The organism is Methylovulum psychrotolerans (assembly GCF_002923755.1).
Classification (GTDB): Bacteria; Pseudomonadota; Gammaproteobacteria; order Methylococcales; family Methylomonadaceae; genus Methylovulum; species Methylovulum psychrotolerans.
Map to the genome: position 1 here is coordinate 375,577 of NZ_PGFZ01000001.1, position 14,685 is coordinate 390,261.

14 protein-coding genes are annotated in these 14,685 nt (G+C 51.6%); 5 read left to right on the top strand and 9 right to left on the bottom strand.

What is annotated here, in order from left to right; genetic code table 11:
* Nucleotides 1–104 precede the first annotated feature (104 nt).
* The 9 genes from AADEFJLK_RS01800 to pcnB form a co-directional block, all read right to left on the bottom strand.
* Nucleotides 105–1,349: a heme biosynthesis HemY N-terminal domain-containing protein gene (locus AADEFJLK_RS01800; protein WP_103973099.1), complete on the bottom strand. Its 1,245-nt coding sequence runs from the start codon at nucleotides 1,347–1,349 to the stop codon at nucleotides 105–107.
* A 15-nt stretch (nucleotides 1,350–1,364) separates the two neighbouring features.
* On the bottom strand, nucleotides 1,365–2,603 hold the full coding sequence (locus AADEFJLK_RS01805; protein WP_088618766.1) for a uroporphyrinogen-III C-methyltransferase: 1,239 nt from the start codon (nucleotides 2,601–2,603) through the stop codon (nucleotides 1,365–1,367).
* A gap of 1 nt (nucleotide 2,604) precedes the next feature.
* Nucleotides 2,605–3,375 carry a uroporphyrinogen-III synthase gene (locus AADEFJLK_RS01810; protein WP_103973100.1) on the bottom strand — a complete coding sequence of 257 codons (771 nt, stop codon included), beginning with the start codon at nucleotides 3,373–3,375 and terminating at the stop codon, nucleotides 2,605–2,607.
* Nucleotides 3,372–4,301 carry a hydroxymethylbilane synthase gene (hemC, locus tag AADEFJLK_RS01815; protein ID WP_088618768.1) on the bottom strand — a complete coding sequence of 310 codons (930 nt, stop codon included), beginning with the start codon at nucleotides 4,299–4,301 and terminating at the stop codon, nucleotides 3,372–3,374. The genes AADEFJLK_RS01810 and hemC overlap by 4 nt, the downstream gene beginning before the upstream one ends.
* 601 nt (nucleotides 4,302–4,902) lie before the next feature.
* A complete protein-coding gene (gene panD, locus AADEFJLK_RS01820; RefSeq protein WP_088618769.1) occupies nucleotides 4,903–5,286 on the bottom strand; it encodes an aspartate 1-decarboxylase in 384 nt (127 codons plus the stop codon).
* A gap of 141 nt (nucleotides 5,287–5,427) precedes the next feature.
* Nucleotides 5,428–6,303, bottom strand: coding sequence for a pantoate--beta-alanine ligase (gene panC / locus AADEFJLK_RS01825; protein WP_088618770.1), 876 nt, complete (start codon nucleotides 6,301–6,303; stop codon nucleotides 5,428–5,430).
* 6 nt (nucleotides 6,304–6,309) lie between these two features.
* Nucleotides 6,310–7,110: a 3-methyl-2-oxobutanoate hydroxymethyltransferase gene (panB, locus tag AADEFJLK_RS01830; protein WP_103973101.1), complete on the bottom strand. Its 801-nt coding sequence runs from the start codon at nucleotides 7,108–7,110 to the stop codon at nucleotides 6,310–6,312.
* Nucleotide 7,111: 1 nt separating this feature from the next.
* A complete protein-coding gene (gene folK / locus AADEFJLK_RS01835; protein ID WP_088618772.1) occupies nucleotides 7,112–7,627 on the bottom strand; it encodes a 2-amino-4-hydroxy-6-hydroxymethyldihydropteridine diphosphokinase in 516 nt (171 codons plus the stop codon).
* A gap of 74 nt (nucleotides 7,628–7,701) precedes the next feature.
* Nucleotides 7,702–9,111, bottom strand: a complete 1,410-nt coding sequence (pcnB, locus tag AADEFJLK_RS01840; protein ID WP_103973102.1) for a polynucleotide adenylyltransferase PcnB — start codon at nucleotides 9,109–9,111, stop codon at nucleotides 7,702–7,704.
* A gap of 163 nt (nucleotides 9,112–9,274) precedes the next feature.
* Between pcnB and AADEFJLK_RS01845 the strand changes: the two genes are divergently transcribed.
* From AADEFJLK_RS01845 to AADEFJLK_RS01865, 5 genes are all read left to right on the top strand, one after another.
* Nucleotides 9,275–9,472 (top strand): hypothetical protein, encoded by a 198-nt coding sequence (locus AADEFJLK_RS01845; RefSeq protein WP_408630483.1) that lies wholly within the window; start codon nucleotides 9,275–9,277, stop codon nucleotides 9,470–9,472.
* A 66-nt stretch (nucleotides 9,473–9,538) separates the two neighbouring features.
* Nucleotides 9,539–9,940: an RDD family protein gene (locus AADEFJLK_RS01850; RefSeq protein WP_232463781.1), complete on the top strand. Its 402-nt coding sequence runs from the start codon at nucleotides 9,539–9,541 to the stop codon at nucleotides 9,938–9,940.
* A gap of 57 nt (nucleotides 9,941–9,997) precedes the next feature.
* A complete protein-coding gene (prlC, locus tag AADEFJLK_RS01855) occupies nucleotides 9,998–12,037 on the top strand; it encodes an oligopeptidase A (RefSeq protein ID WP_103973103.1) in 2,040 nt (679 codons plus the stop codon).
* Complete coding sequence (gene ubiD / locus AADEFJLK_RS01860) at nucleotides 12,034–13,494, top strand: 4-hydroxy-3-polyprenylbenzoate decarboxylase (protein ID WP_088618777.1); 1,461 nt, start codon at nucleotides 12,034–12,036, stop codon at nucleotides 13,492–13,494. Before prlC ends, ubiD begins: the two co-directional genes overlap by 4 nt.
* Before the next feature lie 93 nt (nucleotides 13,495–13,587).
* On the top strand, nucleotides 13,588–14,415 hold the full coding sequence (locus tag AADEFJLK_RS01865; RefSeq protein WP_088618778.1) for an AlbA family DNA-binding domain-containing protein: 828 nt from the start codon (nucleotides 13,588–13,590) through the stop codon (nucleotides 14,413–14,415).
* Nucleotides 14,416–14,685: the final 270 nt, after the last annotated feature.

Sequence of the window (14,685 nt, forward strand, 5' to 3'; positions counted from 1 at the left end):
AATTACCGCACAATCAATATTTTATATAAAAATCGGCATTTATTGGGGCTTTTTATGCTTGTACCTTATGATTGTAAGGGTTTTTATTATATGCGGCACACTGCCTATACAGCAGGAATTATCCGGCTAACCGCTTCATTAGAAGCCAATTCCAAACCTTTTTTATAGCACTGGCTGGCTTCGGCCTGTTCGCCTTCGGCGGTGAGCAGATCACCAAGTAACTGGTAAGCGGACACGGTCGGCTCAATCGCCAAGCTTTGCTGCAAATACGTCCGCGCTTTGGTGTTATCGGCGCATTTCGCGCTTAATTTACCTAACACCGCCAATAACACGGCATCGTTTTCATGTACCGATAGCCAGCGTTCCGCCATCGCCAGTTGCTTTAAGGCATCGTTAGACGGGACGCTGCCAAACAGCACCAATAGCGTGGTGTCCCAATCAATCGACAGGGCCAAGGCCAGCTCATCTTCAATGTCAGCCCCTGCCCCGCCATTAATCATGGCGGCAAAGTAAATGGCGGAAATGCCCGACAGTTTGCGGATGTAATTGGGGACTTCCGCCCAATGTTGCTGGAGGGTGTCGATGTGTCCGGTGGCGGCCGATTGTTTTAACAAGCGGGTGAACGCTTCAGTTTCCAATTGCCTGATCTCGGTTTCCAATAACACCTTATGGCTATGTAAGGACGGCAATAATTTGCGGATAGCCTCCCAGTCGCCCATCGTTTTGTAAGTTTGGTGCAGCAATTTTAAAACGCTGGCATGGCTGGGCTCAATGGCGTGCAGTTTGCCCAAGGCCTCTAAAGCTTGGTCGAATTCATTACCCGACAGATGCAGTTCAGCTTGGGTGAGGCCGATGGCGATAGCCGAATCGGGGGCATGGTCACTGGCTTTTTTCAGGTACTCGTCACGTTTGTCCAAAGCCCCGCGCGATTGTGCGGCTTTGGCGGCGGTCAGGTAATGCAGTAACGGCGCACCGCTATGGGAAACATGTTTAATTAAGGCGGTTTCTGCCCTTTCCCAGTTACCTTCTGCGGAATCGACCAATCCGGAGATTAAAGCATCTTGCGAGCGGTTAAATTTGACTAACCTTGAACGCGCCTTAAGCTGTCCGGGTAGGCGGATTAAATAATCCAGCGTCCTAAGGCTAAAGTACAAAAGGAAAAAGGTGATAATCAGGGCGAAGATGAATACCGACAGGGTGGTTTCCAACGACCAATGGCCAATCCCCAATAAGACATAGCCCGGAGTGTCAAAACTCTCTAGCCAAACATAAGCCAATCCCCCTAAGACGATGGCAGGCAGAAGCAGTACCAGAACATACAGTATCTTTTTCGAAAATAGTTTTTTCATTTGAATGCTCAGTTATTATTCTGCTTCTGGCGCATGTTCGGTACTGGGTTGGGCAGCGGGGGCTGCTGCGGGCGGTGCGGGTTGTACGGCAGGCTGTGGGGCGGGAGGCGGTGCCGACGGGGCGGCTTCCGCTTCCGGTTTTATGTCCTTATCGGTATCCAGCCTGAGTTTGGCGATGTCCCTGAGCATTTTAAATGATTGGCTAATATCGGGGAATTGGCTGTTGAGTTTAACCGCCGCCAAACGCTCAAGTTCGCCAGCTAACGCCTTGCTCTCGTCATTTTTGGTAAAATGCTCGGCCAACCAAGCTTGGGCATCACCCAAGCCGGCCTGATAAATGGCCTCATTATGTTCGACCAAAGCAATTTTGACCATTTCCAGCTTCACGCGCAGTTGCTCATGGATAAACTGGGCCTGTTCTGGGGTTAAGATTTCCTTAACCGGTTGGTCGGTGTGGCGGATGGTGACAATGCCTTCCAATTGGTCCATCGCCGACTGCAACAAGTCATGGCCTTCGGCTTCGGCTGTGCTATCGGCGTGGGCATGGACGGCGGTCTCCCCTGATAAAGGCTTGCCGGCATAAGGCAACAGCAGGTTGAGCTTATCGGCCACCGCTTCCAAGCCCTGTAATTTTGCATAAATGCCGACTATATCAGGCATACTGATATTGCGCAGGGCACTGATGTCCTTGGCGATTTGCTCGCGGACTTTAATAACCCCGACATCACCGCTTTCGCGCAAACGCTGGTCGGCGGCTTCCAAGGCTTCACGGGTAGTATTGACATCGCCGACCAAATGCAGCCTTTCGTTGGCGATACTGAGCAGGTATTCGGCATCGGCAATCAGCCAATCGCCACGGGTCTTACCGAGCTGACGTTGCAGGTGCTGGATAGATTCGCCTAATTCCTTACGCGTGTTGTTCAGTTTTTCTTCATGCAGTTGGGAAAAATCGGCCAACGTCTTGGTAAAATGGCCGTCTTTGTTGCTGATGTTAGTTTCTAACGCGGCGAGTTGGCTTTGGATGGCGGCCAATTGGCTTTGGTAGTCGCCTAATTGTTTGGACATTTCGCCTTTTACTTCACCGCCTAGGCCTTCCTGACGGTCACGCAGTTGGGTAAACAGATAAAAACCTGCCCCTGCCAAACTGGCAATAATCAGTAACATGATGATACCAAACCAGAATCCGTTTCGTGACCGCTGGACTTTTGTGCTTGCGCCCAGTTCTTCTTGTTGTTGTCCGCTCAATTCTGCCACGCTATTTCCCCGTTAAACACATTGTTACTGCTTTAATCATTGCGCTGTCGGCAGGCTGCTCCGCCACGACAACGTGTTTAAAGCCTAAATTATTTGCCATTTGCGCCAGCCGCCCACTCACCACAATGACGGGGATCGCCGTCAATAACGGATGGTAAGCCGGTGCAACCATCATCAATAGATTCTGCAAGGCTTCGCCGCTGGTGATGGTAATGGCCTGCAAGCGTTGCTGCGTTAATAACGCCTGCACCTCGGAGGCATTATTATCCGGCATAACCCGTTTATAGACATCAATATAGCTGACTTCAGCCCCCCGATGCCGTAGCTGTGCCGCCAATTCTTCGCGCCCGCCTTCACCACGCACAATTAAGATGCGTTGCCCACCGACTTGTTGCAAAAGCGGCTCCGCCAACAAGGCTTCGCTGTTAAAACCCTGTGCAGGCACGAGATCGACACCCAAGCCCGCATTTGCGAGGGCTTGGGCGGTACTTTGGCCAATGGCCGCTAAGCGTGGTGCAATTAATTTGGGTATTTTGCCACCATTCGCCTTGAGCGCAAAATTTACCGCATTGGCGCTAATAAAAATAAGCCATTGAAAATTTCCCAAATTTGCCAAAGCCGTTTGTACCGCCGCCGTATCTGCGGTGGCCTCAATCGCTAAGGTCGGGAAACGGATGGCGGTACCGCCTTGTTCGGCAATCAGGCGACACAAAACCTCAGCCTGATGCGCAGGCCTGGTCACTAACACACCCGCCCCGCCTAACCCGCTCATTCGGCAAACAAGGCCTGAAGAATTTTATCCGCGCCTTGGCTTAACAAATCTTCGGCAATTTGGCGGCCCAAGTCTTGCGCCGCATCTAAGTCGGCCACGCCCTCGCTACGGTAGAGCAGACTGCCGTCAGGTGCCCCGACTAAACCGCGCATATACAACTTCCCGTCTTGATGAATGGCAAAACCGGCAATCGGCACTTGGCAACCGCCTTGCAAACGTGCGTTCATCGCCCGCTCCGCCGCCACGCATAAACCCGTATCAGCATCGTGCAAGGCCGCCAACAGGGCATTGGTTTCGGCATCGTCAATCCGGCATTCTATGCCTATAGCCCCCTGCCCTATGGCGGGCAAGCTCAGGTTAACCGGCAAAGCCTGGCGGATCCGCCCAGCCAAGCCCAAACGCTTTAACCCTGCCGAGGCCAAAATGATCGCATCATAGTCACCCGCATCGAGTTTCGCTAGGCGGGTATTGACATTACCGCGTAAAGACAGAATTTCGGCTTCGGGGAAACGCCCTTTAATTTGGCATTGGCGACGTAAGCTAGACGTGCCAATTTTGGCATTGCCGGGCAAGTCGTCAATCGACGCATAGCGGTTAGAGACAAACGCATCACTAGGGTCTTCCCGCTCCAAGATAGCCGCCAAATGCAGGCCGTCGGGAAAGTCAACCGGCACATCTTTCATGGAATGCACGGCAATATCGGCAATCCCCTCCAGCATACCTTGCTCTAATTCTTTAACGAACAAGCCTTTACCGCCGACTTTTGCCAAGGGCGCGTCAAGGATTTTATCGCCGCGCGTCACCATTTTCACCAATTCGGTGCTGATATTCGGAAACAGTTGCTGTAAACGTTGGGCGACATGCTCGGCTTGCCAAACGGCTAAAGGGCTTTGCCGCGTGGCAATGCGAATAATTTTTTTAGTCAAAGGAAAAGACCTGCATTTTTAGCAAAAAGAAACGGGTTATGCCGCATATTTATAGTTTCCGCACGGCAACCTTCACAAGCGTTGCCCCAGAATCCGCCGGATGGCACAACCGCCTTGGGATGCGGTGCTATAGCGCGGAACAGGGCAGATAAATATGCCTATTGTAACCTGCTTGACCTGTACTCTTAAATGCCATTCTTCGTTATTAAGGCCCCGATAATCCCAATACATTGGTATCCCATTATATTTCCGCGAAAAAATAGTTTTTAAACGGGTAATATTGCCAAAGCTACGGCCATGTTTAAGGTTATCCTAAGGCAGGTTATTGTGCCGTTATCAACGCATTGCCGAATAAATACGGCGCATTAAACCTGTCCGCCCCGCTTGGCCTTAAGAAATTGCCCTAACCTTAATGATTAAGGCGATGCGCATGAGGCAAACAAGCCAATAATACGGGCAAACGCTTGCTTTAGCGGTGAAAGTGTCTTGCCGGTTAAGCAACCGGACAAAAGGGTATTGCTGTTTGCTGGGGACGGTTACCTGGCAAACAGCGGCTGGACGCGTGCCGCAGGGAGGCGATGCGTTGCCTCCCTGCCCTAAATTAACCGGCGGCTTGTACAGGAATGGCGGAAGCAGAACGCAAAACTTCGTTCTTGTCATTGAAATAAACCAAGATGGGCTTATGCTTGTCAGCGGCTTCTTGGCTAAAACTAGCGTAGGCGCAGACAATAATCAAATCGCCCGGACAAGCCATACGCGCGGCTGCCCCATTAACCGAAAACACTCCTGAATGGTCTTCGGCGCGGATAGCATAGGTGGTAAACCGTGCACCGTTGTTAATGTTGTAAATCTGAATCTGCTCGTATTCTCTGATGCCTGACAAATCCAAAATAGCCCCATCAATCGCACACGACCCTTCATAACCCAATTCCGAACGGGTGACCGTCGCTCTGTGTAACTTTGCCTTAAGCAGCGTAATTTGCATAATAAAACACTATAAAATACGTTAGAAAACCGCTAATTATCCCTTAACCTACCATTTCCTTCAACTATTGGCGGGTTTTGTCTCGGATTAGCATTAAAAAAAGACCATCATCGCGGGGTCATAACCCTGTTCTGCCCCGGCTCATCGCCCGTTTAGAACAGGGGCTTCTTTGGGCAAGCGCACCAAGCTGACGTTATCGATCAAGCGGGTTTTGCCCAATTTTGCCGCCGCCAAAATGACCAATTCGCTATCATCATGGCTAGCGGGCTGCAAATCGGCACTACGGCAAACGCTGAAATAATCCGGCAGAAAGCCTGCTTGCCGCAAACGGTGCAGGGCTTCGGCCTCAATCTCGGCAACCGCAGCCCCCCCCTGCAACAAGGCCTCGCGGGCCGCGCATAGTGCTTGGTACAGCACAACAGCGGTAGCCTTTTCCGCCGTTGTCAGATAATTGTTACGTGAACTCATCGCCAAGCCGCTGGCTTCGCGTACCGTGGCGACACTGCGGATAGCGACCGGCATGTTCAAATCCCTGACCATCGCGCGTATCACCGCTAACTGCTGAAAATCCTTCTCGCCAAAGACAGCGATGTCCGGCTGTACCATATTCAGCAACTTACAGACCACTGTTGCTACGCCGGTAAAATGCCCAGGCCGCGACGCGCCACAATAGCGTTCGGAAACGCCATTCACCACCACAACCGTTTGCGCGTGGGGATGATAAATCTCTGTCACTGGCGGCAAAAATAACAAATCAGTGGCAATTTCTTGCAGTTTTTGCTGATCTTCCGTTTCGGTGCGCGGATAACTGGCAAAGTCTTCGCCGGCACCAAATTGGGTGGGGTTGACAAAAATGCTCACCACAACACGATTGGCGCGGGTTTTGGCCGCCTGCACCAATTGTAAGTGACCGTTATGTAAATTGCCCATCGTCGGCACAAAAGCGATGCTATCGCCTGCTTGCCGCCAAATTTTTAACGTGGCCTGCAAAGCGGGAATGGTTTTGACTATTTGCATGATGGACTAAAAGCTGTGTTCGGCGGCTGGGAAAGCGCCTTGTTTGACGGCGTTATGATAAGCCAGTATCGCCCCTGCGACCGTCCCAGCCTCCTGCATAAAATCTTTGACAAAGCGCGGGCGTTTGCCGCCGCTGATATTGAGCATATCTTGCAACACCAGCACTTGACCGTCACAATCGATCCCGGCGCCAATACCGATGACCGGGATGCGCAATTGGCTGGCGATAGCTTTGGCTAAGGTCGCGGGAACGCATTCTAATACCAGTAATGCCGCCCCTGCCTGTTGCAATGATAGGGCATCGGCAAGGATTTTATCGGCGGCAGCCGGTTCTTTACCTTGCACGGCATAACTGCCCAATTGGTTGATATGCTGGGGCAAAAGGCCTAGATGCCCGCATACCGGAATGCCTTGCTGCACCAAAAAGCTGACGATATCCAGCCGCGCCCCTTCGAGCTTGACCATTTGGACCCCACCCGCCTGCATCAGTTTAGCGGCATTGGCGGCAGCGGTGGCGGCACAAGGATAACTCATAAACGGCAGGTCGGCGACGACAAAAGCCCGTTGCCGGGCGCGGCTAACACAACGGGCATGGTAGACCATATCGCGGATGGTCACAGGCAAAGTTGTCGTGTGGCCTTGCATGGTCATCCCTAAAGAATCCCCGACCAACATCATATCAATGCCGGTACGGTCGATTAACGCACCAAAACTGGCATCATAAGCCGTCAGGCAAGTGATTTTTTCACCGCGCTGTTTCATTGCCGTCAAATCATTGATAGACAGCGGTTTTACTATAAAAGTCATATCAATTTAACCGTTGGAGTCCTAGCAAAGGACAGTGTGCCAGCAATTCAGTAACCGTGCCTTTGCCTGGAATGACCAACTGTGGGGCAATTTCAGCTAAAGGCAACAAGACAAACGACCGTTCGGCGATGCCGCTGTGCGGCACGGTCAAATCCGGCGAGTCAATCAACTGCTCGCCGTATAATAAAATGTCGACATCCAATGTCCGCGCCCCCCAGCGTTCGCCTTTACGTTCACGCCCGTGGGCTTGTTCAATGGTTTGCAAATGCCGTAACAAGGCTTGTGGCGACAAGCAGGTACTGACGCACATCACCGCGTTAATGTAATCGGGTTGGTCTTGCGGCCCCATCGGCAGGCTACGGTACAGGCTGGAACAGGCGATCGTTTGGATGTCCGGCAAGGCCGAAATCGCCCGGCAGGCGGATTTTATCTGCCCGACAGGTTCAGCAAGGTTGCTGCCCAAACCTAAATAAACCAAGCTCGGCACAGCGGTGTTTTCAGAAAAAGAGAGGGTCATGGTTCATCATAATAGGCTCTACAGTGGCTTGCCTAACCCCGCGTAGCGCTTACGCGGAGTTAGGCGGTTTAGCGTTATACGTCGGTTGGGGCGGACGTAGATTTTTTCCGGTACATCCGTTTACGCGGCTTGCCGCCGGTGCTTTTACGGGACGGCTGGGTCATCTTGCGCTGCTCATTTTCATCAGCATTTTGATAGGCTTGCCACCACTGCGCCAACTCCGCATCAACGCCGCCAGTTTCGGCGCGGAGCAACAGAAAGTCAAAGCTGGCGCGAAACCGCGGATGCAACAGCAGACGGCTGGGCTTAGACCCTACGCGGGTAGTAAATTTAGGCTGCAAAGCCCAAACTTCACGGATAGCCAAACTGATATGACGGGGCATAGCGGTATAGCGGACTTGCCGGGCGATGACCTCGTTAGCGGCATCCTGATAGGCCATGTACTCCACCTGCCCTTCCCTCATTTTTTGCAGAGCCGACAGCCGCACAGGTTCCCACAGCAAGGCCGCAAATAAGAAATACGCCGTTACTGTCTTGCCGTCAGCAATCCGGTTATCAGAATTTTGCAAAGCCCTAACCAAAAGCATACGCGGAAAATCGTTGTCCTGGTCGGCCAAACTCCGCTCCGTATCGGGGAACAGCACCTGGAACAGGCCGTAATGCCTGAGCATTTCAAAAGTTTGTAAGGCATAACCGTACAAAAACAGCTTTAACACCTCGTCATACAGCCGTGCGGCCGGGATGCTTGACAACAAGGCCGCCGCCCCATGCAATGCCTGTTGGCAATCAGGATGCAGCTTAAAGCCCAATTTCACGGCAAAACGCACCGCCCTGAGCATCCGCACCGGATCTTCGCGAAAACGGGTGCTAGGCTCGCCTATCAGCCGGAGAATGCCATTACGGTGGTCTTCCATACCCTGCACATAATCGGCTACCGAAAAGTCCTTAATATTGTAATACAAGGCATTGACCGTAAAGTCCCGCCGCCAGACATCTTCCTCAATTGTGCCGTAGACATTATCCCGCAACACCCGCCCTTCCTGGTTGAGCACTTGCGCATCATTTTGGGCAGTGCCGTCACCGCGAAAAGTGGCCACTTCGATCACTTCCCTGCCAAAATGGACATGCGCCAAGCGGAACCGCCGACCAATAATCCGGCAATTGCGGAAAACTTTCCGCACTTGTTCAGGGTCGGCGTTAGTGACGACATCAAAATCCTTAGGCTCACGCCCCAGCAATAAATCCCGCACACAGCCGCCTACCAGATAGGCTTCAAAACCTTCTTTTTGCAACCGATACAAGACTTTGAGCGCATTATCACTGATTTGCGCCCGCGAAATGGTATGCTCGGAACGTGCATAAATCTTGACCTTTTCAACTGTTGGCGGCGGTATTTGCGCCCGCGCCGACTGAATTATTTTTTTGAAGAGATTTAGGATGAGCGTTACACCATTATTGTTTATTTTTCTAATTGTATTAATCATATCATTTCAATGAATTCTATCCCACCATGGTAAGTTTGTTTTCTTTTACATTCCCCTTTTGATTATAGTAGAATCGTTGTTCTGATTTTTTACAAGTCTATTATGCGCATTGTAACCAGATACAAGATCAGGTAACCATTTTTTTACACACTCGCACCTTGACGTGCTTGACGGAATTGCTATGTTTAAGAAGATTATTAGTGGCTTTATCGACCACCCAATCCTTACCAGTATTTTTGCGGCAGACTTTTTTATCCTTCTGTTCCACAGGCCGCCGTTTGTTTTTTCTTTGCTGATGCTGGGCGCATTGATGGCAATGTGCATGTATTTTGGCCAAAAATTAGCTTTATTCAAAGATTAATTGGCCCGCCATCCCGCACCCCAAAAACCACAACCAGGCTTGGGTTTCGAGCCTGCACCTGGTTTTTTGCGCCGATTAGCAGCGGTCATCTATGACCTGATCCTGCTGATTGCCGTTTTTTTTGTCGCAACCGCCCTGTTATTGCCTTTAAACTCAGGTGAAGCCTTCACTGGCCAACACTTTTTATTCCCCTTCTACCTGTTGACCATCGGTTTTATTTTCTACGGCTGGTTCTGGACGCACGGCGGACAGACGTTAGGCCTTAAAGCGTGGAAAATACGGGTTTTGACAGACAACCAAAAGCCTATAAACTGGACACAAGCACTGGTCCGCTATCTCACCGCCTTGGCATCTTGGGGGCTGTTCGGACTGGGTTTTTTGTGGATTTTGTTCGATAAAGACCGGCGTGGCTGGCACGACCACCTATCCAAAACAGCGGTGTTCTTCGATGCTCAAAAAAAACAATAACAACGCTTCCGTCATCATCACCTTTAACGCAACCTGAGCCCCTATTTTTTTACCCTTATGAACAATCCCTTATTAACCGAGAGTTCTTTGCCGCTGTTTTCAGAAATAAAACCGGAACATGTCGTACCCGCCATAGACCAATTGTTGGCCGACGCACGGGAAACAGTTGCCGAATGCCTAAAAACCAAGCAAAACTACAATTGGGCAAAACTAATCCAACCTATCGCCGATGCCGAAGACCGCCTTAACAAAGCGTGGTCGCCCGTCAGCCACCTCAATTCAGTCTGCAACAACGAAGCCCTACGCGAGGCCTATAATGCCTGCCTGCCTAAGCTGAGCGACTATGGGACAGAAATGGGCCAGAACAAACGGCTATTTTACGCCTATCGGCAAATTGCCAAGCATTCCGAATTCTCCACCTTCGACACCGCCCAACAAAAAATCGTCCGCAACGCCCTGCGTGATTTCCGCTTGTCCGGCGTTGACCTCAGCGAAGATAAAAAACAGCGCTATAAAGAAATTTGCCAAGAACTCAGCCAGCACACCAGCCATTTTGAAGAAAATGTCTTAGACGCCACCAACGCTTGGAGCAAATCCATCAGCCACAAAAGGGATTTGGTCGGTATGCCCGAATCCGCCATCGCCCAAGCCAAACAGGCTGCCGAACAAGCGGGCGAGGAAGGCTGGTTGCTGACCCTGCAATTCCCATCCTATAACGCCGTTATGACTTACGCGGACAGCCGTGAATTGCGCCGGGAAATCTACGAGGCTTATACCACCCGCGCTTCCGAAATCGGCCCGCATGGCGGCCATTGGGACAACAGCCTGCTGATGGAACAAATTTTGTCCTTACGCCATGAAAAATCCAAGCTGCTGGGCTTTAATAATTTCGCGGAACTGTCACTCAGCACCAAAATGGCGAAAAAGCCAGAAGAAGTCATCAGCTTTTTGGAAGACTTGGCGCATAAATCTTGGCGGCAAGCGCGTAACGATTTAATAGAGTTACAAGACTATACCCGCGAAGTCCACGCCTTTATTGAAATGGAACCCTGGGACATCGGCTATTACTCGGAAAAAATGCGTCAGCATTTGTACCAGCTTTCACAAGAAGAAGTCAAAAGCTATTTCCCTATCACCCGTGTCCTACCCGGCCTGTTTGCCGTTGTCGAGCGTTTGTACGGCTTACAAATCAGCGAAATAACCGAATTCGACACCTGGCATCCCGATGTCCAATTATTCCAAATCCACGATAAAGACGGACAATTGCGCGGCAAATTTTATACCGACCTGTTCGCACGGACAAAAAAGCGCGGCGGCGCGTGGATGGACGATTGCGTAGGCCGGAAAAAAACCGACGATCACATCCAAATTCCGGTCGCTTACCTCACCTGTAACTTTACCCCGCCCACCGCCGACACCCCCGCGCTGCTGACCCACGACGAAGTCACCACGCTGTTCCACGAATTTGGCCACGGCTTGCATCATGTACTCACCCAAGTCGACCATTTGGGTGTGTCCGGTATTAACGGCGTGGAATGGGATGCGGTCGAACTGCCCAGCCAATTTATGGAAAACTGGTGTTGGGAAAAAGACGCGTTAGCCTTAATGTCCGGCCATTACCAAACTGGCGAAGTGTTGCCCGACAGCTTATTTGCCAAAATGCTGGCGGCAAAAAACTTCCAAGCCGGGCTGTTTATCGTCAGACAATTGGAGTTCAGCCTGTTTGATTTTCGGATGCACTTAGAATATGACCCCGAACGCGGTGGCCGTATTTATGAAATCCTCGACCAAGTCAGAAACCAAGTCGCGGTCATCCAAGCCCCCAAATTCAACCGCTTCCCGCACAGCTTTACGCATATCTTTGCGGGGGGCTATGCGGCGGGCTATTACAGCTACAAATGGGCTGAGGTACTGTCCAGTGACGCTTATTCTTTATTTGAAGAAAAAGGCGTGTTCGACGAGGCAACCGGCCAGTCTTTCCTAACCAATATCCTCGAAAAAGGCGGCAGCAAAAATGCCATGGAACTGTTCGTCAGCTTCCGTGGCCGCGAGCCTAACATCGACGCACTGCTCCGGCACAACGGCATAACCGCATGAAGTACCGCGACTTGCGCGATTTTATCGCGCAACTGGAAAAACAGGGCGAACTGAAACGCATCACCGTCGAGGTCGATCCGTACCTGGAAATCACCGAGATCTGTGACCGGGTCTTAAAACAAGGCGGCCCCGCCCTGCTGTTTGAAAACCCCAAAGGTTCCCACACCCCCGTGCTGGCCAACCTGTTCGGCACCCCACGCCGTGTGGCTATGGGTATGGGGGCCGAATCGGTCAGCGAATTGCGCGGTATCGGCGAATTACTGGCCTATCTGAAAGAGCCGGAACCGCCTAAAGGCATGAGGGATGCGTTTGAAAAAATCCCTGTGTTCAAACAAGTGCTGAACATGGCGCCGAAACTGGTCAAATCGCCGCCCTGCCAAGAAGTCGTCCGAGTCGGCGACGAGGTGGACTTAAGCGATTACCCCATCCAAACCTGTTGGCCCGATGATGCCGGCCCCTTAATCACCTGGCCTTTGGTCATTACCAAAGGGCCGCATAAAGAGCGGCAAAACCTCGGCATCTACCGCCAACAAGTGATCGGCAAAAACAAAGTCATTATGCGCTGGTTAGCGCACCGTGGCGGAGCCTTGGATTTTCGTGATTGGCAAAAAGCCCATCCGGGCGAGCCGTTTCCGGTCGCCGTCGCCCTAGGTGCAGACCCCGCCACCATCCTCGGTGCCGTAACGCCCGTACCTGACAGCCTGTCCGAATACGCCTTTGCCGGCCTGTTGCGCGGCAGCAAGACCGAAGTCGCCACCTGCTTGAGCCATAACTTACAAGTGCCCGCGAGCGCCGAAATTGTCCTGGAAGGCTTCATCTATCCCGGCGAGACCGCCCCCGAAGGCCCGTTCGGTGACCATACCGGCTACTATAACGAAGTCGATGAATTTCCGGTCTTCACCATAGAGCGCATCACCCAACGCTATGCGCCGATTTACCACAGCACTTTTACCGGCAGGCCGCCCGACGAACCCGCCATTCTGGGCGTGGCCTTAAACGAGGTGTTTGTGCCGATTTTGCAAAAGCAATTCCCGGAAATCACCGACTTTTACTTACCGCCCGAAGGCTGTTCCTACCGGATGGCGGTCATCAGCATGAAAAAACAATACGCTGGCCATGCTAAACGGGTCATGCTCGGCACTTGGTCGTATTTGCGGCAATTCATGTACACGAAGTTTGTCATTGTCGTTGATGATGATATCGATGTCCGCAATTGGCAAGACGTGATCTGGGCCATCACTACCCGCATGGACCCGGCACGCGACTTGACGATACTGGAAAACACCCCGATTGATTATCTCGACTTTGCCTCACCAGTCTCCGGTTTAGGTTCCAAAGTCGGTTTTGACGCCACCAACAAATGGCCGGGCGAAACCAGCCGTGAATGGGGCAAAACCATTAGCATGACCCCCGCCGTCGTCAAAAAAGTCGATGAAATGTGGGCATCGCTATTTTAGGCTGTTAACGCGCCACAGCCGGAAGGGGCTTTATAAGCCCCTTCCCTTTGTCTGGCGTAAGGTATTCCCTCTTATCTGACCTTCACTGGCATTATGAAAAGATTCTTTTTACTGATGCTGTCGCTTTGGAAACAGCAGCTCAAACTCTACGCCACCGCCGCCCTGATTGGTGCGCTGATCGGCGTGTTTATCCTCGCCCCCAGTTATAACTTCATCTATTCGCGTGAAAGCAATAATAATAAATTATCTTCCCTCGAATACGTCTTTAGCCAGCTTACCTCCATTTTCGACGGCAACATCGCGGAAGACAACCTGCTGATGTTTTACGCCAAAATCGGCGCGATGCTGGGCTTGTTGACAGTCGGCATTTACGGGGTATTACACAAACGTCTAGCGCGTATCGAATCCCTGAAAGCGGAGTTGCAAAAAGACTTGGCCACCATCATCGCCCTAGGCGAAGGCCCATACTTGGAGTTTAAGTCCTCGCTACGCTGGGATTTGGAGCAATCCCGTATCAACCGCACCCTTGAAGGGGTTATCCTCAAAACCCTGGCGGGTTTCTTAAACAGCAGCCATGGCGGTACTTTATTAATAGGCGTAGCCGACGACGGCACTATTATAGGCTTGGAAAAAGATTACCAAACCCTGAAAAAGCCCAACCAAGACGGTTTTGAGCAGTCCATCATGACCGCCATCTCCACCAACTTAGGCGCCGACCTTTGCAGCCTAGTCCATGTCCTGTTCCACGTCATCGACCACAAAGACATCTGCCGCCTCATTATCAGCCCCGCCCACCGTCCGGTTTTCCTCACCCAAAACGGCACGCCCAAGTTGTTCGTCAGAACCGGCGGTGCCACCCGCGACCTGAATATCCAAGAGGCTTTGGAGTTTGTGCAGATCCGTTGGAAGCGGGAGGGGTAAAATCACAGTGACAGCAGCCTCAGCTCCCTGATGTGGCTACACTAAACCGGACACACACTTTAAAATATCCTAAAAAGAGTGTGATCCTAATATGAGCCAAGAAAAAGTCAAAACCTATACCGCCGAATTTAGAGAGTCTGCCGTAAGGGGAGTCGCTATTTTTGCGAAAGATTGCTTCGGCATCCTTGCCGGTCAATCAGCAAAAATCACGCGACCGCTTATGCCTTCGGCTGCCCCAGCCGTCCTGGTCACTCGCTCGCCACCCAACAA

What these genes read in the sequence shown, in the direction of transcription:
- AADEFJLK_RS01800 (WP_103973099.1), bottom strand. Translation starts at nt 1,349, where the DNA reads ATGAAAAAACTATTTTCGAAAAAGATACTGTATGTTCTGGTACTGCTT.
- AADEFJLK_RS01810 (WP_103973100.1), bottom strand. Translation starts at nt 3,375, where the DNA reads ATGAGCGGGTTAGGCGGGGCGGGTGTGTTAGTGACCAGGCCTGCGCAT.
- panD (WP_088618769.1), bottom strand. Translation starts at nt 5,286, where the DNA reads ATGCAAATTACGCTGCTTAAGGCAAAGTTACACAGAGCGACGGTCACC.
- panC (WP_088618770.1), bottom strand. Translation starts at nt 6,303, where the DNA reads ATGCAAATAGTCAAAACCATTCCCGCTTTGCAGGCCACGTTAAAAATT.
- panB (WP_103973101.1), bottom strand. Translation starts at nt 7,110, where the DNA reads ATGACTTTTATAGTAAAACCGCTGTCTATCAATGATTTGACGGCAATG.
- folK (WP_088618772.1), bottom strand. Translation starts at nt 7,627, where the DNA reads ATGACCCTCTCTTTTTCTGAAAACACCGCTGTGCCGAGCTTGGTTTAT.
- pcnB (WP_103973102.1), bottom strand. Translation starts at nt 9,111, where the DNA reads ATGATTAATACAATTAGAAAAATAAACAATAATGGTGTAACGCTCATC.
- prlC (WP_103973103.1), top strand. Translation starts at nt 9,998, where the DNA reads ATGAACAATCCCTTATTAACCGAGAGTTCTTTGCCGCTGTTTTCAGAA.
- ubiD (WP_088618777.1), top strand. Translation starts at nt 12,034, where the DNA reads ATGAAGTACCGCGACTTGCGCGATTTTATCGCGCAACTGGAAAAACAG.
- AADEFJLK_RS01865 (WP_088618778.1), top strand. Translation starts at nt 13,588, where the DNA reads ATGAAAAGATTCTTTTTACTGATGCTGTCGCTTTGGAAACAGCAGCTC.